Raw genomic sequence first — 19,855 nt, forward strand, 5'->3', positions numbered from 1 at the left:
GTCGGGGCTGTCCACCTTGGTGATCTCGCTGATCTGGCTCACGTCCAGCTTGGCGGCCACGCGCGGGGCGATGTTCTTGCCGCTGGCGGTGGCGGGGAACAGCAGGTGGCTGTAGCCAGAAGCAATGGCCAACACCTGCGCGGCGACGTTTTCGGCCAGGCCGTGCGCAAGGCCGGGGCTTTCTGCGTGCAGCACCTTGGCGACGCCGGCAATCTGGCTGGCGGCCTGCGCTGCGGCAGCGGCGTTGTGGCCGGCGATGAGGACGTGCACGTCACCCCCGCAGGCGACGGCGGCGGCGACGGTGTTCAGCGTGGCGCCCTTGATGGAGGCGTTGTCGTGTTCTGCGATGACGAGGATGGTCATGTGGTGGTTCTCCTTAGATGACCTTGGCTTCGTTCTTGAGCTTGGCGACCAGGGTGGCCACGTCGGGCACCTTGATGCCGGCGCTGCGCTTGGGCGGCTCGCTGACCTTCAGGGTCTTGAGCTTGCTGGCAACGTCCACGCCCAGGTCTTCGGGCTTGAAGGTGTCCAGCTGCTTCTTCTTGGCCTTCATGATGTTGGGCAGCGTGACGTAGCGCGGCTCGTTCAGGCGCAGGTCGGTGGTGATGACGGCGGGCGTGGACAGGCTCAGCGTCTCCAGGCCACCGTCGACTTCACGCGTGACGCTGACTTTGCCGTCGGCCAGTTCGATCTTGCTGGCGAAGGTGGCTTGCGGCAGGTCGGCCAGGGCGGCCAGCATCTGGCCGGTCTGGTTGCAGTCGTCGTCGATGGCCTGCTTGCCGAGGATGACGAGGCCGGGTTGTTCCTTGTCGACCACGGCCTTCAGGAGCTTGGCCACGGCCAGGGGCTGCAGCTCTGCATCGGTCAGCACGAGGATGGCGCGGTCGGCGCCGATGGCCATGGCGGTACGCAGGGTTTCCTGGCACTGCTGCACGCCGCAGGAGATGGCAATGACTTCGGTCGCCAGGCCCTTTTCTCTCAAGCGCACGGCTTCCTCGATCGCGATCTCGTCGAACGGGTTCATGCTCATCTTGACGTTGGCGATGTCGACGCCGGTGCCGTCGGACTTGACGCGAACTTTCACGTTGTAGTCGACCACGCGTTTGACGGGGACCAGGATCTTCATTGTTGCGACTCCTCTAATAGTGCTTGGGGGGCAAAGACTGAGACAAAGCGGCCGATTCTATGCGGCCCACTCCGGCTCCACGGAGGGGTTTGATACCTAGGCGACGACCAAGGGCAATGGCAGAAGAGCCGCCACGCAAATGGCGGAGCCACGGCGAACGGTCAACGCACCCAGCTGCGTTCTGGGCGCTGGCGTACGTGAATGTCCACAGATTTGCGGAGCACGGGTCTGCCACTGTGCGGGTCGGTATCCACGAGATCTTCCAGGCCGATGCTCTGAACATCAGCCCCCGTTTCGAACTCGAGTTCCTGCAGCAGCGCACCGACGCGCTTCTGCGCTTGTTCCACCGCAGCCTGGACGACGGGGTTTCGGACCCTGGGTAAAGTGCTCGTGGCAGCCATGCCACATCGTGACGGGGGCACCCGCCAGGCACGTGTAGGGCAAGGCGCACGCCCCACGTCGGAAGCCGGCGCGCTTGCGCGTGTTGCGGGAGACCGCAGGCGCAAACGCCCCGCATTACCTCTATGCTTGCGCACCGGACAACTACGGCCCCAAGAGGCCCGCGACCTGACATGCGATCACACCTGCCCTCTTCCCCCGTCGTCGTCGTGACAGGCGCCTCCAGCGGCATCGGCCGCGCCACCGCCCTCGCCTTCGCGCGCACCCATGCGCGCGTGGTCCTGGCAGCGCGCAACGGCGAAGCACTGGAGCGCGTGGCCGCGCAGTGCGCGCAGCTGGGCGCGCAGACTCTGGTCGCGCCGACCGATGTCTGCGACCCCAAAGCCGTGCGCGCACTGGCCGCCGCTTCGCTGCGGCGCTTTGGTGGCATCGACGTGTGGGTGAACATCGTGGGCGTCGGCGCGGTCGGACGCTTCGAGGTGACGCCCATGGAGGCCCACCGCCGAGTGATCGAATCGAACCTGCTCGGCCACATGCACGGCGCTCACGCGGTGCTGCCGCACTTTCGCAGCCAGGGCAGCGGCGTGCTGATCAACATGATCTCGATGGGTGGATGGGTGCCCACGCCGTATGCCGGGGCGTATGTGGCAAGCAAGTTCGGGTTGCGCGGCTGGTCGGCCGCGCTGCGGGCCGAGCTGTCCGACACACCGGGTGTGTACGTCTGCGATGTCGCGCCGACCTTCGTCGATACGCCCGGCCTGCGGCACGGCGCCAACTTCACCGGCCGGCAGCTGCAGCCGCCACCGGGGCTGATCGATCCGGATCGCGTGGCCGCCACCATCGTGCGGCTGGCACGACGCCCTCGCGACACGGTGTGGCTGGGCGCCCCTGCACTGCCCGGCGTGATCGCGCAGGCAGCGGCGCCCGGTCTGGTGGGTCGCCTCAGCCGCTGGGTGCTGGACAGGGCCTTGGTCCGGGCCCCGCGCACGCCGATTTCACAGGGCAATCTGTTCGAGATGTCGCGCTTCCCCGCGGTGCATGGAGCGCCCCGCGCGCCCGCACGTCCGCACAACAAGCTGCTGGTCGGTGCTGCGGTGGTGGGCGCCGTAGCGCTGGGTGCGGTGTTGCTGAGCCGGTCGCGCTCGCGCGACTGAACGCATGGCGCGCGCCGTGGCGCGCTCAGGTGATCGGCAGTGCGATGCAGGCCGCCAGGGGCACGGCATCGATGCGCTCGCTGCTGGCCACGATGATGGCCCTGTCCTCCTGCCGCGCGATCTGCGCCAGCGCCTGCCATAGCCGCTCGCGCGAACCGGAGTCCAGCGCCGCGGTGGGCTCGTCGAGCAGCGTCAGTGGCCGCCCGCAAGTGAGCGCAGCCGCCAGCCAGACTTTGCGCTTCGATCCGGTGGACAGCATGTAGAGCGGCTTGTCGATGTGCGGGAGCAGGCCGAAGTCCGCCACCAGGCTTTCGCGCAAGGCCTCATCGACGGCCCGATCGCCGTGCGCCAGCGCTGCCAGGCAGGCGCGGCCCGTCATCTGGTCGTAGCGGTCCGTGCGGGCGTCGACGTGGAACACCTGCGCGCGGTAGCGCTCGGCGTTGTCGCTGAAGACGGCGCCGCCGAGTTGCAGCTGCCCCGCAATGGCCGGCACCTCGCCGGCCAGCACGCGCAACAGGCTGGTCTTGCCACTGCCGGTGTCGCCATACAACTGGGTGATGCCGGCGCCAATGTGCGCCGACCAGCCGCGCACCAGCGGCACATCACCCGCGTAGCCGACCTGCAGGGCGTCGATGCGCAGCAGCGGTTCAGACACCGACTTTGTCGATCTCGCGGTACAGGTCGGCCAGCCAGGTCTTCAGGCGCTGGCGGTCCAACAGGCCCAGACCGCCGCCGGCCACGCTGGCCTTCCAGAAGCTGCTGTTGGCGTCGTCGATCTTCAGCAGCGCGCTTTCGCTCAGCTTCTTCAGCGTGACGACCTGGGCGCCGAGCTCGATGGCACGCGCCTGCTGGCCCGACTTCTCCAGGATCGAAAAGTCGCTGCCACGGACCTGGTTGCGCACCAGCACGTAACGCAGGCCACCGCCGAACCGGTCGAGCAGCTTGCCGAGCAGGTCGGCCGAGTCCTTGCCGGAATCCATGACGTGCCAGTAGGTGATCTGCAGACCCTCTTCGGCGGCGACGGTCAGCAGGCTGACTTCTTCCATCCACTGGGCCAGCGTCTCGTGGGTTTGCGCTGCCAGGTCGACCAGCACGCGTTGCTCGGGGTTGCTGGCGGCGGTCTCGACGATGGTGTCCAGCGCCTCGGCGCGATCGACCGCAACGGGCGATGCGAAGTCGGCGTAAAAGCGCATCAGTGCGCCGTGCGATCGGTCGGTGTCAAAGCCGACGAAGGGCAGCTGCCGGTCGATGAAGTACTGCGCGAGGACGCGCGCGGTCAGCGATTTGCCGACGCCGCCTTTTTCGCCGCCGATGAAGTGGATGTTGGCCATGTGTGAACCCCCTGAATATGTTGGTTTGTGATGCGTGCCCACGTCCCCCCGCAGGCACACAGGCGAATGGTAATGGCGCGGCATGCCGTTGACGCACCCGAGTGGCCGGGCGGCGCCCATGGGCGCGTGCCCAATGCCCGTGGCGATGAGGGCCGACCCAGGCGGCCGCACGACGCTCAGAGATCCGCGAGCACGCGGATGTGGGCTTCCACGCTGCGCGCCAACGCGCCCAGGTGGTAGCCGCCCTCCAGGCAGCTGACGATGCGGCCCTTGGCGTGGCGGCGCGCAACGTCCTTGATGCGGCTGGTGATCCAGGCGTAATCCTGCTCGACAAGGCCCAGCTGGCCCATCTCGTCCTCGCGGTGCGCGTCAAAGCCGGCACTGATGAAGATCATCTCGGGTTGGTGTGCTTCCAGCCTCGGGATCCATGCCTGCTCGATCATCTCGCGGATGTCCATGCCGCGCGTGTACGCGGGTACCGGCATGTTCACCAGGTTGGCGGCATCCGAAAAGGCCGCGCCGTACGGGTAGAACGGGTGCTGGTAGAAGCTGGCCATCAGGATGCGCGGGTCGCCGGCCACGATGTCTTCGGTGCCGTTGCCGTGGTGCACGTCGAAATCGATGATCGCCACGCGCGACAGGCCGTGCCTCTCCAGCGCATGGCGGGCCGCCACCGCCACGTTGTTGAAGAAGCAAAACCCGCCGGCCTCGCTGCGGCACGCGTGGTGGCCGGGTGGGCGCACTGCGCAGAAGGCGTTTTCCATCTCGCCGGCCATCACCGCATCCGTGGCCGCCAGCGCGGCACCCGCTGCCCGCAGCGCGGCACTCCAGGTGTGGACATTGAGGCTGGTGTCCGGGTCGATCTGCGCGTGCTCGGGACCGCCGGCGATGATCTGCTCCTGGAGCTGATCGGTCATGCCGCGCAACGCGGCCACGTGCATGCGCGAGTGGGCGCGCTCGAGATCTGTGACCGACGCCAGCGGCGCGTCACGCCGGTCGAGCGCATCGCCCACGCCGGTGACCAGCAAGCGGTCCTCGATCGCGTCCAGCCGCTCGGGGCACTCGGGGTGGCCTGCCCCCATCTCGTGCTTCCAGCAGTCGCGGTGGCTGAAGTATCCAGTGGTGTTCAAGGTCGTCGCCCGTTGATACGGGTTTTTACGGTAAGGTTTCGACATGATCGTACAAGAGAAAGTCGCGGCCCTATTGCGTCAACTCAATGGCGTGATCGTCGGCAAGCCGACTCAGGTGCAGGACTGCGTGGCCTGCCTGCTGGCGGGCGGCCATCTGCTGATCGAGGATGTGCCGGGCGTGGGCAAGACCACGCTGGCCCACGCCTTGGCCCGCACCTTCGGCCTGCAGTTCTCGCGCGTGCAGTTCACCTCGGACCTGATGCCCAGCGACCTGTCGGGCGTCTCGGTGTATGAGCGCGGCAAGGAGGCCTTCGTCTTCCACCCCGGGCCGATGTTTGCCCAGGTGCTGCTGGCCGACGAGATCAACCGCGCCAGCCCCAAGACACAAAGCGCGCTGCTGGAGGCCATGGAGGAGAAGCAGGTGACGGTGGAAGGTGCGACGCGCCCGCTGCCGCGCCCGTTTTTCGTCATCGCCACGCAGAACCCGCAGGATCAACTGGGCACCTTCGCCCTGCCCGAGTCGCAGCTGGACCGCTTCCTGATGCGCATCTCGCTGGGCTACCCCGACCGCGCGGCGGAGCGCCAGCTGCTCAGCGGCCATGACCGCCGCGACCTGGTCGATGCATTGCCCGCGCTGCTGAATGCCGAGGAACTGCAGGCGCTGCAGCAGCGGGTGCTGGATGTGCACGCGGCACCTTCGTTGCTGGACTACGTGCAGGATCTGATCGCCGCCACGCGCTCGGGGCGCTGGTTCCTGCAAGGCCTGTCGCCGCGCGCCGGCATCGCCGTGGTGCGCGCAGCCAAGGCGCAGGCTCTGCTGGCCAGTCGCGACTACGTGGCACCCGACGATGTGCAGGCCGTGCTGCCGCAGACGATCGCCCATCGTCTGGTACCGGTCGGCGATGCCGGGCGCGGTGCGGTCGAGCAGGTGCGCGCCATGGTCGAGGCCGTGCCGCTGTCGTGACAACCTCGGCACCGCCCGGCGTCGCGGCAGCGCCGATCCGGCGTCGCATGCCCAGCGTGCGTGCGGGCTTTCGACGCTGGTGGGAAGCGCGCCTGCCGCGCACCGACACCCTGGTGCTGACGCAGCGCAACGTCTACATCCTGCCCACCCCGGCCGGGCTGATGCTCGGCGCCACCGTGCTGTTGCTGCTGCTGGCCTCAATCAACTACCAGCTGAACCTGGGCTACCTGCTCACCTTTCTGCTGGCAGGCTGTGCGTTGGTCGGCATGCACGTGGGGCACGCGACGCTGCGGGGCCTCCAACTTCATCTCTTGCCGCCTGAGCCGCAGTTCCTCGGTGCCAGTACGCCGCTCACGGTGCAACTGGCCAGCACCCGCGCGACGCCGCGCCACGCTATCGGCATCAGCCTGTTGGATACCCCGCATTGGGCGCTGGCCGACGTGCCGGCCGGTGGCACGGCGCCGCTGCAGGTGGCCTTCAGCCCGACGCGGCGCGGCCTGCAGCCCGTGCCCACGCTGACGCTGGAGACGCGCTTTCCGCTCGGCACGTTCCGCGTCTGGGCCATCTGGCGGCCCGCAGCGCAGGTGCTGGTCTACCCCCGGGCCGAGCCGCACCCGCCGCCGCTGCCGCCCGGCGAGGCGCGCTCGCATGGCGCCATGGCGCGCCAGTCGCAGGCCGTCGGCGAGTACGACGGTGTGCGCGGCTACCGGCGCGGCGATCCGCTCAAGCTGGTGGTGTGGAAAAAGGCGGCCAAGGCTGGTGAACTCGTTAGCCGCGACAGCCAGCAGGCGCAGCGCCATGAACTGTGGCTGGACCTGGCGCAAACCGGGCCGCTGGACCACGAGCAGCGCCTGTCGCGGTTGTGCGCGTGGGTGCTCCAAGCCGACCACTTGGACCTGCCCTACGGCCTGCGCATGCCCGGGGTCGAAGTGCGGCCAGCCAGCGGCGAGGCGCATCGCCGACGCTGCCTGGAGGCACTGGCCACATGCTGAAGCGGCTGGCCGCCTTGCCGCGCGAGGGCCGCGACACCTTGTTTCTTCTGCTGGTGATCGCCTGGATCGTGCTGCCGCAGGTGCGGTTGCTGCCGCTGTGGTGCAGCGCACTGGTGGCCGGCGTGCTGCTGTGGCGTGGCTGGCTCGCATGGCATGCGGCGCCGCTGCCGTCGCGGTGGTGGCTGCTGGGGCTGCTGGCGGCCACCCTGGCGCTGACCTACCTCTCGCACCGCACACTGCTGGGGCGCGATGCCGGGGTCACGCTGATCGTGGTGCTGCTGGCGCTGAAGACCCTGGAACTGCGGGCGCGGCGCGACGCGTTCGTGGTGTTCTTCCTGGGCTTCTTCACGATGCTCACGAACTTCTTTTTCTCGCAATCGTTGCTGACGGCGCTGGCCATGCTGGTGGCGTTGCTCGGTCTGCTGACGGCGCTGGTCAATGCGCACATGCCGGTCGGCCGCCCACCGCTTGCAAGGGCGGCCCGCATGGCCGGCTGGATGGCGCTGGCGGGCGCACCGGTCATGCTGCTGCTCTTCCTGCTGTTCCCGCGGCTGGCGCCGTTGTGGGGCATTCCCAGCGACGCGATGAGCGGGCGCAGCGGGCTGTCCTCCAGCATGGTGGTGGGCAATCTGGCCAGTCTGGCGCTGGACGACGGCATCGCCATGCGCATCCGCTTCGAAGGCACGCCGCCGCCCCAGCAGGACCTGTACTTCCGCGGACCGGTGATGTCCGATTTCGACGGCCGCGAATGGCGCCAGGGCCGCAGCGATTTCAGCTTCAACGCGCCGCCCCGCCGCGGCCTGCAGGTATTCGGCGCGCCGATACGATACGAGGTCACGCTGGAGCCGCACAACCGGCCCTGGTTGATGGTGATGGACGCTGCGTCGGACCGCCCCGAGCTGAGCGGCATGAACACCTTGCAGACCACGGACCTGCAGTGGCTGACGACCCGGCCGGTGACCGATCTGCTGCGCTACCGCGCGCAGAGCCATGCCGATTTCCGCTACGGCCCAACGACCCGCACGGCGGCACTGGAACCTGATCTGCGCCTGCCGCCCGGCTTCAACCCACGCACCCTGGCGCTGGCCGCCGAGATGCGCCGCGAGCCGCGCTACGCAGAAGCCGGCGCCGCCGTGCTGGTCGGCGCGGCGATGGAGCGCCTGCGCAGCGGCGGCTATGTCTACACACTGGAGCCTGGCGTCTACGGCCAGCACACGGCCGACGAATTCTGGTTCGACCGCAAGCAGGGCTTTTGCGAACACATCGCATCGGCCTTCGTGGTGCTGATGCGCGCACTGGATGTGCCGGCCCGCATCGTCACCGGCTACCAGGGCGGCGACATGAACGCTGTGGACGGCTACTGGACGGTACGCCAAAGCGACGCCCATGCCTGGGTCGAGGTCTGGCAAGCCGGGCGCGGCTGGGTGCGCGTGGACCCCACGGGCGCGGTCGCGCCCGGGCGCATCGGCAGCCTGCAGCGGTTGCAGGCGCCGGCCGGTCTGCTGGCAACGGCCATCGGTACCGTCAGCCCGGACATCGCAGCGCGCCTGCGCGCCGGCTGGGAAGCCGTCAACAACCGCTGGAACCAGTGGGTGCTGAACTACACCCAGAGCCGCCAGCTCGACCTGCTGCGCGCGTTGGGCTTCTCATCGCCGGACTGGCAGGACCTCAGCACCGTGCTGCTGGGCCTGCTCGTGGCCGCCAGCGTGGGTGGTGCCGGCTGGGCCCTGTGGGACCGGCGCCAGCACGATCCCTGGCTGCGGCTGGTCGATCAGGCCCGCAGCCGCCTGCGCACCGCCGGCTTTGCGCTGCCGGACCACGCAGCGCCACGGCAGATGGCCCAGGCCCTCGGCCCGGGCAGCCCCGACAATGTGCAGGCACTCGCATTGCGCGAGTGGCTGCTGCGGATGGAGGCGCAACGCTACGCGCGCGATGCCACCGACACACTGCCTGCATTGCGCCGTACTTTCAGGCAGCTGTCCTGGCCAGCTGCCGCCTCGTCTTCCGCCCCACCCCGTCCATGATCCCTTCCTTTCGCCGTAGCTTTGCGCTGCTGACCCTCGCCGTGCTGTGCACCGGTGTCTTGGCTCAGACCACACCCCCGCGCTCCAATCGCCTCTCGACTGCGCCGGCTCCGGGGCCGTTGTACGCCACGCGCGCCGAGGTGATGCGCGAGGCGGACGACATCGCCTTGCGCCGCGACCTCGACCGCGAATGGGTGCGCCAGGCCATTGGCCAGGCACGGCTGCTGCCCAGCGTGGTACGCCTGATCACGCCAGCGCCGCGGGGCACGCCAAAGAACTGGCGCGTCTACCGCAGCCGGTTCATCGACCCGGTGCGCATCCGGGCCGGGGTGCGTTTCTGGCAAGACCACCGCGACACGCTGGAGCGTGCGGAGCAGGAGTTCGGCGTGCCGGCCGAAATCGTCGTCGGCATCATCGGTGTGGAAACGATCTACGGCCAACAGACCGGCAGTTTTCCGGTCATCGATGCGCTGGCAACGCTGGCGTTCGACTTCCCGCAGGTGCATCCACGCGCAGCCGAGCGCAGTGCATTCTTCAAGGGTGAGCTGGAGCAGCTGCTGACGCTTTCGCACCGCACCAACACCGATCCGCACCGCTGGCGTGGCAGCTACGCGGGTGCCATGGGCATGCCGCAGTTCATGCCATCCAGCTGGGTGCGGTACGCGGTCGACTACGACGGCGACGGGCAGGTGGATCTATCGAACAACGCGGATGACGTGATCGGCTCGGTCGCAAACTACTTCAGGGCGTTCGGCTGGCAGCCCGGCATGCCCTCGTACTACCCGGTAGCGTTCGACCCTGCGCGGCTGGACTTGGACGCGTTGATGGCGCCCGACATCCTGCCCACGTTCAGCGTGGCAAGTTTCGTGGCCCATGGGGCTGTGCTGGAGGGCGCGGCGCTGCAACACCCTGGTCAACTCGCGTTGATCGAGTTGCAGAACGGGTCCGAGCCCGCGCAGTACGTGGCCGGCACCGAAAACTTCTATGTGATCACGCGCTACAACTGGTCGAGCTACTACGCCATGGCGGTTCTGGAACTGGGGCGCGAAGTGAAGGCGGCAATGGAGCGGTAAGGCCGCCGCACTGGCCGGCAGCGGAGTGCCGCGCCGCCGCCGCAGCCGCGACCAAAGCTAGAAACGAAAAAAGCGCCTAAGCGCTTTGTTCGAAAACTGGAGCGGGAAAAGAGTCTCGAACTCTCGACCTCAACCTTGGCAAGGTTGCGCTCTACCAACTGAGCTATTCCCGCATTGAAGCCGTGTTCGATCACACAGCCATCTCATGAAACCTGGAGCGGGAGAAGAGTCTCGAACTCTCGACCTCAACCTTGGCAAGGTTGCGCTCTACCAACTGAGCTACTCCCGCGATTCAAGCCTCAAAGTATAGCGCGGTTTACCAAGCTTTGGCAACTGCGCCGACTTATTTTGCCGCGCCTTCAGTGCTTGGTCGACGGCACGGGGGGCGTGGCTTCCACGCCGACCTCCAGTGCTGCCGGCGTCGCACCAGCCTCGTCATCGGCCAACGCAGTGGGCATGCGCTCCAGTGCCACTTCCAACACCTGATCGATCCACTTGACCGGCACGATTTCCAGACCGTTTTTCACGTTCTCGGGAATCTCCTGCAAGTCCTTGGCGTTCTCTTCGGGGATCAACACGGTCTTGATGCCGCCGCGCAGCGCTGCCAGCAGCTTTTCCTTCAAGCCGCCGATGGCCGTCACCTCGCCGCGCAGCGTGATCTCGCCCGTCATGGCGACATCGCTGCGCACGGGAATGCCCGTCAACGCGGACACGAAGGCCGTCGTCATCGCAGCGCCCGCACTCGGGCCGTCCTTGGGCGTTGCGCCATCGGGCACATGGATGTGGATGTCGCGCTTCTCGAACACCTCATCCTTGATGCCCAGCCGGCGCGAGCGGCTGCGCACCACCGTGCGCGCGGCCTCCACCGATTCCTTCATCACGTCGCCCAGCGAACCCGTGCGCGTGATCACGCCCTTGCCGGGCATGGTGGCGGCCTCGATGGTCAGCAGATCGCCGCCAACCTCGGTCCACGCCAGACCCACCACCTGGCCGATCTGGTTCTGCTGCTCGGCACGGCCGTAGCTGTACTTGCGCACGCCCAGGAAATCGTTCAGGTTCTCGGCATTGACCACCACCTGCGGCGTCATCTTCTTCAGCTGCAGCGCTTTGACGACCTTGCGGCAGATCTTGGACAGCTCGCGCTCCAGTGAACGCACGCCCGCCTCACGCGTGTAGTAGCGCACGATGTCGCGCACGGCATCTTCGGCGACCAGCAGTTCCTCTTCCTTCACGCCGTTGTTCTTCAACTGCTTGGGCAGCAGATAGCGCAGCGCGATGTTGACCTTCTCCTCCTCGGTGTAGCCCGAAAGGCGAATCACCTCCATCCGGTCCAGAAGCGCCGGCGGGATGTTCATGGAGTTCGAAGTCGCCACAAACATGACGTCCGACAGATCGAAGTCGACCTCGACGTAGTGGTCGCCGAAGGTGTGGTTCTGCTCCGGGTCGAGCACTTCGAGCAGCGCGCTGGACGGGTCACCCCGGAAGTCCGTGCCCAGCTTGTCGATCTCATCGAGCAGGAACAGCGGGTTGCGCGTGCCGACCTTGGACAGACTCTGCAACACCTTGCCCGGCAGCGCGCCGATGTAGGTGCGGCGGTGCCCGCGGATCTCGGCTTCGTCGCGCATGCCGCCTAGCGCCATGCGCACGTACTTGCGCCCGGTCGCCTTGGCCACCGACTGGCCGAGCGACGTCTTGCCCACACCTGGTGGGCCGACCAGGCACAGGATCGGTGCCTTGACCTTGTCCACGCGTTGCTGCACCGCGAGGTATTCCAGGATGCGGTCCTTGACCTTCTCAAGCCCGTAATGGTCTTCGTTGAGCACCGCCTCGGCGTTGCCCAGATCGTGCTTGATCTTGGTCTTCTTGCTCCACGGCAGGTTGATCAGCACGTCGATGTAGTTGCGCACCACCGTCGCCTCGGCCGACATGGGCGACATCAGCTTGAGCTTCTTGAGCTCGCCTTCCGCTTTCTTGAGCGCTTCCTTGGACATCTTGGCCAGGCGGATCTTCTTCTCGATCTCCTCGATGTCGGCGCCCTCCTCGCCCTCGCCCAATTCCTTCTGGATGGCCTTGACCTGCTCGTTGAGGTAGAAATCGCGCTGGTTTTTCTCCATCTGGCGCTTCACGCGGCCGCGGATTTTCTTGTCGACGTTGAGGATGTCGACTTCGCGCTCGAGCTGGCCGAACAGGTTTTCGAGCCGCTCGCGCACGTCCGATAGATCGAGCACGACCTGCTTGTTGTCCAGCTTGAGCGGCAAGTGCGCGGCGATGGTGTCGGCCAGGCGGCCGGCATCGTCGATGCTGGAGATCGACGTCAGAATCTCGGGCGGGATCTTCTTGTTCAGTTTGACGTACTGGTCGAACTGCTGCATCACGGCGCGGCGCAGGGCCTCGACCTCGGTATTTTTCTGTGCCGTCTCAGGCACCTCGATCGGCGTCAGGTTTGCGCTGAAGTGCAGCTCACCGTCCTCGATGTGGTTCACACGCGCGCGCTGCTGGCCTTCGACCAGCACTTTGACCGTACCGTCCGGCAGTTTCAGCATCTGCAAGATGGTGGAGATGCAGCCGACGTCGAACATGTCGGTGACAAGGGGCTCATCCTTGGCGGCGGCCTTCTGAGCGACCAGCATGATGCGGCGCTCGGCCTCCATCGCAGCTTCAAGCGCCTTGATGCTTTTGGGTCGGCCGACGAACAGCGGGATCACCATATGCGGGAACACCACGACGTCGCGCAAAGGCAGCAACGGCAGTTCCAGCGGTATGGGGGGCAAGGGGGTTTGACCGGACATGAAGATCCTTTGAGTGACCCGTCGAATATGGTCGCCAGGGTCACATTTTCAAGCGCGGGCCGCAAGCAGCCCACCGCAGGGTTGAAAGACCGGCTCCAAGCGAGGAGCCGGCTGCGCGGTCAGGCTTTCTTCGCCGCCTCGCGGTAGACCAGTAGCGGCGGCTTGTTCTCTTCGATCGTGGACTCGTCCACGACCACCTTGTCGACATTGGCCGTATTGGGCAATTCGAACATCGTGTCGATCAGCGACTGCTCCAGGATGGAACGCAGACCACGCGCGCCCGTCTTGCGCAGCAAGGCTTTGCGGGCGATAGCCTTCAGGGCCGATGGCCTGATCTCCAGGTCCACGTCTTCCATCGACAGCAGCTTGGCGTATTGCTTGATCAGCGCGTTCTTGGGCTCTGTCAGGATCTGCACCAGCGCGTCTTCCGTCAGCTCTGCCAACGTGGCCACCACGGGCATGCGGCCCACGAGTTCGGGAATCAGCCCGAACTTGATCAGGTCTTCCGGCTCCACGTCACGGAACACCTCGGTCAGCGCGCGCTCCTTCTTGCTCTTGACGGCGGCACCGAAGCCGATGCCCGACGACTCCGTGCGGTTGCCGATGACCTTCTCCAGGCCCGAGAACGCTCCACCACAGATGAACAGGATGTTCGTCGTGTCGATCTGCAGGAAATCCTGGTTCGGATGCTTGCGCCCGCCCTGCGGCGGCACGCTGGCCATGGTGCCTTCGATCAGCTTCAGCAGTGCCTGTTGGACCCCTTCGCCCGACACGTCGCGCGTGATCGAGGGGTTGTCGGACTTGCGCGAGATCTTGTCGATCTCGTCGATGTACACGATGCCGCGCTGCGCCCGCTCGACGTCGTAATTGCAGCTTTGCAGCAGCTTGGCGACGATGTTCTCGACGTCTTCGCCCACGTAGCCAGCTTCGGTCAGCGTCGTCGCGTCGGCCATCACGAAGGGCACATCGAGCATGCGCGCAAGGGTCTGCGCGAGCAGCGTCTTGCCGGACCCCGTGGGGCCGATCAGCAGGATGTTGCTCTTGGACAGCTCGACATCGTCCTTCTTGGACTTTTCCTTGTACCGCAGGCGCTTGTAGTGGTTGTAGACCGCCACCGAGAGCGTTCGCTTGGCCACTTCCTGGCCGACCACATAGTTGTCCAGGTTGTTCTTGATCTCCAGCGGCGTGGGCAGATCACCACGGGCCTCACGCGACTCACCACCCGGTGGCAACTCGTCTCGGATGATTTCGTTGCACAGGTCGATGCACTCATCGCAAATGAACACCGATGGTCCGGCGATGAGCTTTTTGACCTCGTGCTGACTCTTCCCGCAGAAGGAGCAGTACAGGGTTTTCTCGCTGGAAGAGCCTTTTTTCTCGGCCATGTAAGGAGTGCCTTTAAGGACGTGGAGCAATGATAACCAAATGGAAACGGCGCCTTTCCCTGGAAAAGGCGCCGTTTTCCGCGCATTCGCGCCGGGATTCGGTCAGGAGCGTTTAGCGATCACCTGGTCGACCAGGCCGTAATCCTTGGCCTCGTCAGCGGTCAGAAAGTAGTCACGCTCGGTGTCGTGCTTGACCTTTTCCAAGGCCTGGCCCGTGCGCTCGGCCAGGATGCGGTTCATCTGGTCCTTGGTGCGCAGGATGTCGCGCGCGTGGATCTCGATGTCTGTCGCCTGGCCCCGGGCACCGCCCAGCACCTGGTGGATCATGACCTTGGAGTTCGGCAGCGAGAACCGTTTGCCCTTGGCGCCGGCCGCCAGCAGGAAGGCGCCCATGCTGGCCGCAAAGCCCACGCACAGCGTGGACACGTCCGGCTTGATGAACTGCATGGTGTCGTAAATCGCCATGCCCGCCGTGACGCTGCCGCCGGGCGAGTTGATGTAGAACGAGATGTCCTTGTCCGGGTTCTCGCTCTCCAGGAACAGCAACTGCGCCACGACCAGGTTGGCCGTCTGGTCGTTGACCTCGCCCACCAGAAAAATCACTCGCTCCTTCAGCAGGCGCGAATAGATGTCGTAGGAACGCTCGCCGCGGCCCGACTGCTCGATGACCATCGGCACCATGCCAAGGCCCTGGGTGTCGAGCGAACTGTTGTGGATGGCCATGTTTTCTCCAGTGTGTGAGGGGTATCGCAATGGATCAGATGGGGGCCGCGTTCCACATCGCAAGCCCCGCCTGCATCAACCCTGCTGCGCCATCAATTCGTCGAAGCCGATGCTCTTGTCGTTGACCTTGGCCTTGCTCAGCACGTAGTCGGTGACGTTGTTCTCCATCACCGCCGCCTCGACATCGGACAGCCGCTGGCGATCGCCGTAGTACCAGCGCACCACGTCCGCCGGCTTTTCGTAGCTGGCGGCCAGCTCGTCGATGTGCGCCTTGACCTGCTCCGGCTTGGCCTGCAAATCTTGCCCGCGCACCAATTCGGCCACCACCAGGCCCAGGCGCACGCGGCGCTCGGCCTGCGGGCGCACCAGTTCCTCGGGAATCGGGGCTTTGTCTGCGTCCTTGACGCCGCGGCTCTTCAGATCGGCACGGGCGCCTTCGATCATGCGGGCCACCTCGGCATTGACGCTGGCGTTGGGCAGGTCGAGTTCGGACTTGGCCACCAGCGCGTCCATGACGGCCTGCTTGTTGCGTGCCAGCAGGCGGAACTTGACTTCGCGCTCCAGATTCTTGCGGACATCGGCACGCAGGCCGTCGACCGTGCTGTCGGCAATGCCCAGGGATTTGGCGAACGCATCGTCCACTTCGGGCAGGTGGCTGGCTTCGATCTTCTTCAGCGTGACCATGAAGTCGGCTTGCTTGCCAGCCACGTCCTTGCCGTGGTAGTCAGCCGGGAAGGCCAGCGGGAAGGTGCGGCTCTCGCCCAGCTTCATGCCGCGCACGGCCTCTTCGAACTCCTTGAGCATCTGGCCTTCGCCCACGACGAACTGGAAGTCTTCGGCCTTGCCGCCCTGGAACGGCTCACCGTCGATCTTGCCTTCGAAGTCCACGGTCACGCGGTCGTTCTCTTCGGCGGCGGCGTCCTGCGCGCGCTGGGCGAAGCTGCGGCGCTGCTTGCGCAGAATGTCCAGCGTCTTGTCGATGGCAGCGTCGGTCACCTCGGCGCTGAAACGGTCGATCTCCGCCGTTGCCAGATCGCCGATGACGACTTCGGGAAACACCTCGAACACAGCGTCGAAGTCCATCCGACCCTCGGCCGGGTTTTCCTTCTCGCTGATGCGGGGCTGGCCGGCTACGCGCAGATTGGCTTCGTTGGCGGCCGTCGCAAATGCCTCGCCCACCTTGTCGTTCATGACCTCGAAATGCACCGAGTAGCCATAGCGCTGGGCCACCACCGTCATCGGCACCTTGCCCGGACGAAAGCCGTCCATCTTGACGGTGCGGGCCATCTTCTTCAGTCGGTTGTTGACTTCGGTCTGGATCACATCCACCGGCAGAGACAAGGTGATCTTGCGTTCCAGCTTTTCGAGGGTTTCAACAGTTACGGCCATGGTGGTCTCGGATAAAGGAATATGTGGTGCGCGGGGGGGGACTCGAACCCCCACACCATTGCTGGCGTCAGGACCTAAACCTGGTGCGTCTACCAATTTCGCCACCCGCGCGTTTCGGTCAACCCACGATTTTAGCCGCTCGGAGAATGACTCCCCGAGCGGACCTGTGTGAGGGCTCAACCAGTCGCGACTGGCGACAGCCGACGCTCCTCGTCGGTCGGCTTCTTGACGCGGAACCAGGCGGCGTACATGGCGGGCAACGCCAGCAGCGTGAGCACCGTCGCCACGATCAGCCCGCCCATGATGGCGACCGCCATCGGCCCCCAGAACACCGAACGTGACAGCGGAATCATGGCCAGCACGGCGGCCAACGCCGTCAGCACGATGGGTCGCAGGCGCCGGACGGCCGATTCGACGATGGCATCCCAGGTCGGCACGCCGCGCGCACGGTCCTTCTCGATCTGGTCGATCAGAATCACCGAATTGCGCTGGATCATGCCCATCAAGGCGATCACACCCAGCAAGGCGACGAACCCGAACGGCCGGCCCAGCACCAGCAGGGCCCCGGCCACGCCGGCGATGCCCAGCGGGCCGGTCAGAAACACCAGCATCGCGCGGCTGAAGCTGTGCAGCTGCAGCATCAGCAGCGTGAACGTGAAGAACAGCATCACCGGCACGCCGGCTGCGATCGACGCCGAGCCGCGGCTGCTTTCCTCGACCGCACCGGCCACCTCGATGGCGTAGCCAGCCAGGCCTTGCTGCTGCCACTGCGCCTCCAACGCGCGCAGACGCGGCAGCAGCTCGTTGGTGACCGTTGCGCCTTGCATGCCCTCGGAGATGTCGCTCTGCACGGTGATCGCGTAGTCGCGGTTCTCGCGCCACATGACGCCGGGCTCCCAGTCGAACACGGGCTTGGCGATCTGCGTCAGCGGGATCAGCCGGCCCGATGCCGTCGGGACATAGGCATTGGCCAAGGCCGTGATCACACCGCGCTCGGACTCGGGCTGGCGCAGCACGATGTCGATGAGTTTGTCCTGTTCGCGGAACTGGCCGATCGGCGTGCCCGACAGCAGCGTGCGGCTGGCCTGCGCGATGCTCTGGCTGGTCACACCGAGCGCCCGGGCCTTGGATTGGTCAACCTCCAGCCGCACGATCTTGACCGACTCGTTCCAGTTGTCATTGACCCCGCGCGTGTTCGGGCTGTCGCGCATCACGGCCTTGACCTCATCGGCGCGCAGGCGCAGCACCAGCGGATCGGCCCCGACGACGCGGAACTGCACCGGGTAGGGCACCGGCGGGCCGTTGGGCAACAGCTTGACGCGGCCGCGCACTTCAGGAAATTCTTCGGCCAGCAGCGCCGGCAGCCGCACGCGCAGCGTCTCGCGCACCTTCAGGTCCTGCGACAGCACGATGAACTGCGAAACGTTGGTCTGCGGGAACACCTGGTCCAGCGGCAGGTAGAAGCGCGGCACGCCCGAGCCCACCCAGGTGCTCACGGTGGAGACGCCAGGCTCCTGCATCAGCCGCTGCTCGACGCGCTTGGCGGTGGTCTCGTTCGCCGCAAACGACGTGCCTTCGGGGAACCAGATGTCCACCAGGATCTCCGGCCGGCTCGAATCGGGAAAGAACTGCTGCTGCACGCGCCCCATGCCGACGATGCCGAGCGCGAAGATCAGGAGCGTCGCCAGGATCGTCAGCCAGCGATGCGCCACGCACCAGGTCACGGCGCGCCGAAAGCCGTTGTAGAAGCCCGAGTCGAACATCTCGTGCGGCTGGCCCGTGCCGTCCACATCGCCATGGTGGTCATGGCGCTTGAGCAGCAGCGTGCCCAGGTAGGGCACGAAATACACCGAGACGATCCAGCTCAACACCAGCGCGATCACGGTCACCGCGAAGATGGCGAAGGTGTACTCGCCGGTCACCGATTTGGCGATGCCGATCGGCAGAAAGCCCACGGCCGTGATCAACGTGCCGGTCAGCATCGGCATGGCCGTGATCTCGTAGGCGAAGGTGGCGGCACGGACCTTGTCGTAGCCCTCCTCCATCTTGCGCACCATCATCTCCACCGCAATGATGGCGTCGTCCACCAGCAGCCCCAGCGCAATGATCAGCGAGCCCAGCGAGATCTTGTGCAGCCCGATGTTGAAGTACCACATCGCCAGGAAGGTCACCGCCAGCACCAGCGGGATCGTGATGCCCACGACCAGGCCGGGCCGGATGTCGATGTAGTAGCGGCGCCACCAACGCTGCTCATGCGGCCGGGAATGGAACCCCAGCGCGATGAAGCTCACGGCCAGCACGATGACCACGGCCTCGATCAGCACGCTGACAAACTCGTTGACCGAGCTGGCAACCGCAACCGGCTGGTTCTGCACCTGGGACAGGCTGATGCCGGCCGGAAGGCCCTGCTCGATCTTCACGAACGCCGATTGCAGCGACTTGCCGAGCGCGATGATGTCGCCGCCCTTGGTCATGGAGACGCCCAGCGCGATGACTTCCTTGCCCTGATGCCGCACCTTGACGGTCGGCGGATCGACATAGCCGCGCGTGATCTCGGCGATGTCGCCCAGGCGCAGCTGCGCGCCGGACGGCCCGCGGATCGGCATCGAGCGCAACTCTTCTACAGCAGTGAACTGGCCGGTCACGCGCAGCTGCACCACGTCCAGCGGTGTCTGCACCGCACCCGCGTTCTCCACCGCGTTCTGCTGGCCCAGCTGCGACAGCACCTGGTTGAAATCCAGCCCCAGCTGCGCAAGGCGGCGCTGCGAGACCTCGATGTAGACCTTCTCGTCCTGCACGCCGAACAGCTCGACCTTGGCCACGTCGGGCACACGCAGCAGCGTCTGGCGGGCATCGTCGGCAAAAGTCTTGAGCTCGGCATAGCTGAAGCCGTCGGCCGACAGCGCATAGATCACGCCATACACGTCGCCGAAGTCGTCGTTGAAGAACGGGCCCTGCACCCCCGCCGGCAACGTGTGGCGCATGTCGCCGACCTTCTTGCGCACCACGTACCACAGGTTGGCCACATCCTTGGGCGGCGAGTTGTCCTTGAGCTCGAAGATGATCTGCGACTCGCCCGGCTTGGAATAGCTGCGCACGCGAAAGCCATAGGGCACCTCCTGCAGTGTGCGCTCGAGCTTGTCGGTGACCTGCTCGGCCACCTGCTGCGCCGTCGCGCCAGGCCAGTAGGTGCGCATCACCATCGCGCGAAAGGTGAACGGCGGATCTTCGTCCTGGCCGAGCTGGTAGTAGGACGCAAAGCCCAGCAGCATCAGCACGACCATCAAATAGCGGGTCAGGGCCGGGTGGTCCAGCGCCCAGCGCGAGAGATTGAAACCAGCCTTGGGCTGGTCCAGGGGTTTGCTGTCGCTCATCG

General features: G+C 66.0%; 15 protein-coding genes, 3 tRNA genes and 1 pseudogene. 6 read left to right on the forward strand and 13 right to left on the reverse strand.

Annotated elements, in window-relative coordinates; all coding sequences use genetic code 11:
• Both AC099J_RS25050 and AC099J_RS25055 read right to left on the reverse strand, forming a co-directional pair.
• Positions 1-363: pseudogene (locus AC099J_RS25050) on the reverse strand (electron transfer flavoprotein subunit alpha/FixB family protein); the annotation flags it as partial.
• Between the two features lie 13 nt (positions 364-376).
• On the reverse strand, positions 377-1,126 hold the full coding sequence (locus AC099J_RS25055) for an electron transfer flavoprotein subunit beta/FixA family protein (RefSeq protein WP_479618019.1): 750 nt from the start codon (positions 1,124-1,126) through the stop codon (positions 377-379).
• Between the two features lie 236 nt (positions 1,127-1,362).
• On the opposite strand from AC099J_RS25055, the gene AC099J_RS25060 reads away from it, so the two are divergent.
• Complete coding sequence (locus AC099J_RS25060; protein ID WP_479618020.1) at positions 1,363-1,509, forward strand: hypothetical protein; 147 nt, start codon at positions 1,363-1,365, stop codon at positions 1,507-1,509.
• Positions 1,510-1,698: 189 nt separating this feature from the next.
• Positions 1,699-2,679: an SDR family oxidoreductase gene (locus AC099J_RS25065; protein WP_479618021.1), complete on the forward strand. Its 981-nt coding sequence runs from the start codon at positions 1,699-1,701 to the stop codon at positions 2,677-2,679.
• Between the two features lie 25 nt (positions 2,680-2,704).
• Here the strand turns inward: AC099J_RS25065 and AC099J_RS25070 are convergent, their stop codons facing one another.
• The 3 genes from AC099J_RS25070 to AC099J_RS25080 all read right to left on the reverse strand — a co-directional run bounded on the left by AC099J_RS25070 (position 2,705) and on the right by AC099J_RS25080 (position 5,140).
• Positions 2,705-3,334 carry an ABC transporter ATP-binding protein gene (locus tag AC099J_RS25070; protein ID WP_479618022.1) on the reverse strand — a complete coding sequence of 210 codons (630 nt, stop codon included), beginning with the start codon at positions 3,332-3,334 and terminating at the stop codon, positions 2,705-2,707.
• Positions 3,327-4,010, reverse strand: coding sequence for a nucleotide-binding protein (locus tag AC099J_RS25075; protein WP_479618023.1), 684 nt, complete (start codon positions 4,008-4,010; stop codon positions 3,327-3,329). The genes AC099J_RS25070 and AC099J_RS25075 overlap by 8 nt, the downstream gene beginning before the upstream one ends.
• A 176-nt stretch (positions 4,011-4,186) precedes the next feature.
• Positions 4,187-5,140, reverse strand: coding sequence for a histone deacetylase family protein (locus tag AC099J_RS25080; RefSeq protein WP_479618024.1), 954 nt, complete (start codon positions 5,138-5,140; stop codon positions 4,187-4,189).
• Positions 5,141-5,183: 43 nt separating this feature from the next.
• Here AC099J_RS25080 and AC099J_RS25085 point away from each other — a divergent pair, with 43 nt between their 5' ends.
• The 4 genes from AC099J_RS25085 to mltB are packed head-to-tail and all read left to right on the forward strand — an operon-like array spanning position 5,184 to position 10,193.
• Positions 5,184-6,104 (forward strand): AAA family ATPase, encoded by a 921-nt coding sequence (locus tag AC099J_RS25085; protein ID WP_479618025.1) that lies wholly within the window; start codon positions 5,184-5,186, stop codon positions 6,102-6,104.
• 47 nt (positions 6,105-6,151) lie between these two features.
• The gene (locus AC099J_RS25090) at positions 6,152-7,096 is read left to right on the forward strand and encodes a DUF58 domain-containing protein (protein WP_479618200.1); all 945 of its coding nucleotides are present in this window, start codon (positions 6,152-6,154) and stop codon (positions 7,094-7,096) included.
• Positions 7,090-9,120 carry a transglutaminase TgpA family protein gene (locus tag AC099J_RS25095; protein WP_479618026.1) on the forward strand — a complete coding sequence of 677 codons (2,031 nt, stop codon included), beginning with the start codon at positions 7,090-7,092 and terminating at the stop codon, positions 9,118-9,120. Before AC099J_RS25090 ends, AC099J_RS25095 begins: the two co-directional genes overlap by 7 nt.
• A complete protein-coding gene (gene mltB / locus AC099J_RS25100; protein WP_479618027.1) occupies positions 9,117-10,193 on the forward strand; it encodes a lytic murein transglycosylase B in 1,077 nt (358 codons plus the stop codon). The genes AC099J_RS25095 and mltB overlap by 4 nt, the downstream gene beginning before the upstream one ends.
• Before the next feature lie 97 nt (positions 10,194-10,290).
• Here the strand turns inward: mltB and AC099J_RS25105 are convergent.
• The 8 genes from AC099J_RS25105 to AC099J_RS25140 form a co-directional block, all read right to left on the reverse strand.
• A tRNA-Gly gene (locus AC099J_RS25105) sits at positions 10,291-10,366 on the reverse strand.
• A gap of 40 nt (positions 10,367-10,406) precedes the next feature.
• Positions 10,407-10,482, reverse strand: a tRNA-Gly gene (locus AC099J_RS25110).
• A gap of 70 nt (positions 10,483-10,552) precedes the next feature.
• A complete protein-coding gene (lon, locus tag AC099J_RS25115; RefSeq protein ID WP_479618028.1) occupies positions 10,553-12,982 on the reverse strand; it encodes an endopeptidase La in 2,430 nt (809 codons plus the stop codon).
• A 119-nt stretch (positions 12,983-13,101) separates the two neighbouring features.
• Positions 13,102-14,367, reverse strand: coding sequence for an ATP-dependent Clp protease ATP-binding subunit ClpX (clpX, locus tag AC099J_RS25120; protein ID WP_479618029.1), 1,266 nt, complete (start codon positions 14,365-14,367; stop codon positions 13,102-13,104).
• 102 nt (positions 14,368-14,469) lie between these two features.
• Positions 14,470-15,090 carry an ATP-dependent Clp endopeptidase proteolytic subunit ClpP gene (clpP, locus tag AC099J_RS25125; protein ID WP_479618030.1) on the reverse strand — a complete coding sequence of 207 codons (621 nt, stop codon included), beginning with the start codon at positions 15,088-15,090 and terminating at the stop codon, positions 14,470-14,472.
• A 75-nt stretch (positions 15,091-15,165) separates the two neighbouring features.
• A complete protein-coding gene (gene tig, locus AC099J_RS25130) occupies positions 15,166-16,479 on the reverse strand; it encodes a trigger factor (protein WP_479618031.1) in 1,314 nt (437 codons plus the stop codon).
• Between the two features lie 24 nt (positions 16,480-16,503).
• Positions 16,504-16,590 (reverse strand) — tRNA-Leu (locus AC099J_RS25135).
• Between the two features lie 65 nt (positions 16,591-16,655).
• Positions 16,656-19,853 (reverse strand): efflux RND transporter permease subunit, encoded by a 3,198-nt coding sequence (locus tag AC099J_RS25140; protein WP_479618032.1) that lies wholly within the window; start codon positions 19,851-19,853, stop codon positions 16,656-16,658.
• Positions 19,854-19,855 lie beyond the last annotated feature (2 nt).

It is taken from the genome of Rhodoferax sp. RT4P68 (assembly GCF_056521305.1).

Coding starts and splice junctions, on each gene's coding strand:
- AC099J_RS25055 (WP_479618019.1), bottom strand. CDS start 1,126: ATGAAGATCCTGGTCCCCGTCAAACGCGTGGTCGACTACAACGTGAAA.
- AC099J_RS25065 (WP_479618021.1), top strand. CDS start 1,699: ATGCGATCACACCTGCCCTCTTCCCCCGTCGTCGTCGTGACAGGCGCC.
- AC099J_RS25075 (WP_479618023.1), bottom strand. CDS start 4,010: ATGGCCAACATCCACTTCATCGGCGGCGAAAAAGGCGGCGTCGGCAAA.
- AC099J_RS25085 (WP_479618025.1), top strand. CDS start 5,184: ATGATCGTACAAGAGAAAGTCGCGGCCCTATTGCGTCAACTCAATGGC.
- AC099J_RS25090 (WP_479618200.1), top strand. CDS start 6,152: ATGCCCAGCGTGCGTGCGGGCTTTCGACGCTGGTGGGAAGCGCGCCTG.
- AC099J_RS25095 (WP_479618026.1), top strand. CDS start 7,090: ATGCTGAAGCGGCTGGCCGCCTTGCCGCGCGAGGGCCGCGACACCTTG.
- mltB (WP_479618027.1), top strand. CDS start 9,117: ATGATCCCTTCCTTTCGCCGTAGCTTTGCGCTGCTGACCCTCGCCGTG.
- lon (WP_479618028.1), bottom strand. CDS start 12,982: ATGTCCGGTCAAACCCCCTTGCCCCCCATACCGCTGGAACTGCCGTTG.
- clpX (WP_479618029.1), bottom strand. CDS start 14,367: ATGGCCGAGAAAAAAGGCTCTTCCAGCGAGAAAACCCTGTACTGCTCC.
- clpP (WP_479618030.1), bottom strand. CDS start 15,090: ATGGCCATCCACAACAGTTCGCTCGACACCCAGGGCCTTGGCATGGTG.
- tig (WP_479618031.1), bottom strand. CDS start 16,479: ATGGCCGTAACTGTTGAAACCCTCGAAAAGCTGGAACGCAAGATCACC.
- AC099J_RS25140 (WP_479618032.1), bottom strand. CDS start 19,853: ATGAGCGACAGCAAACCCCTGGACCAGCCCAAGGCTGGTTTCAATCTC.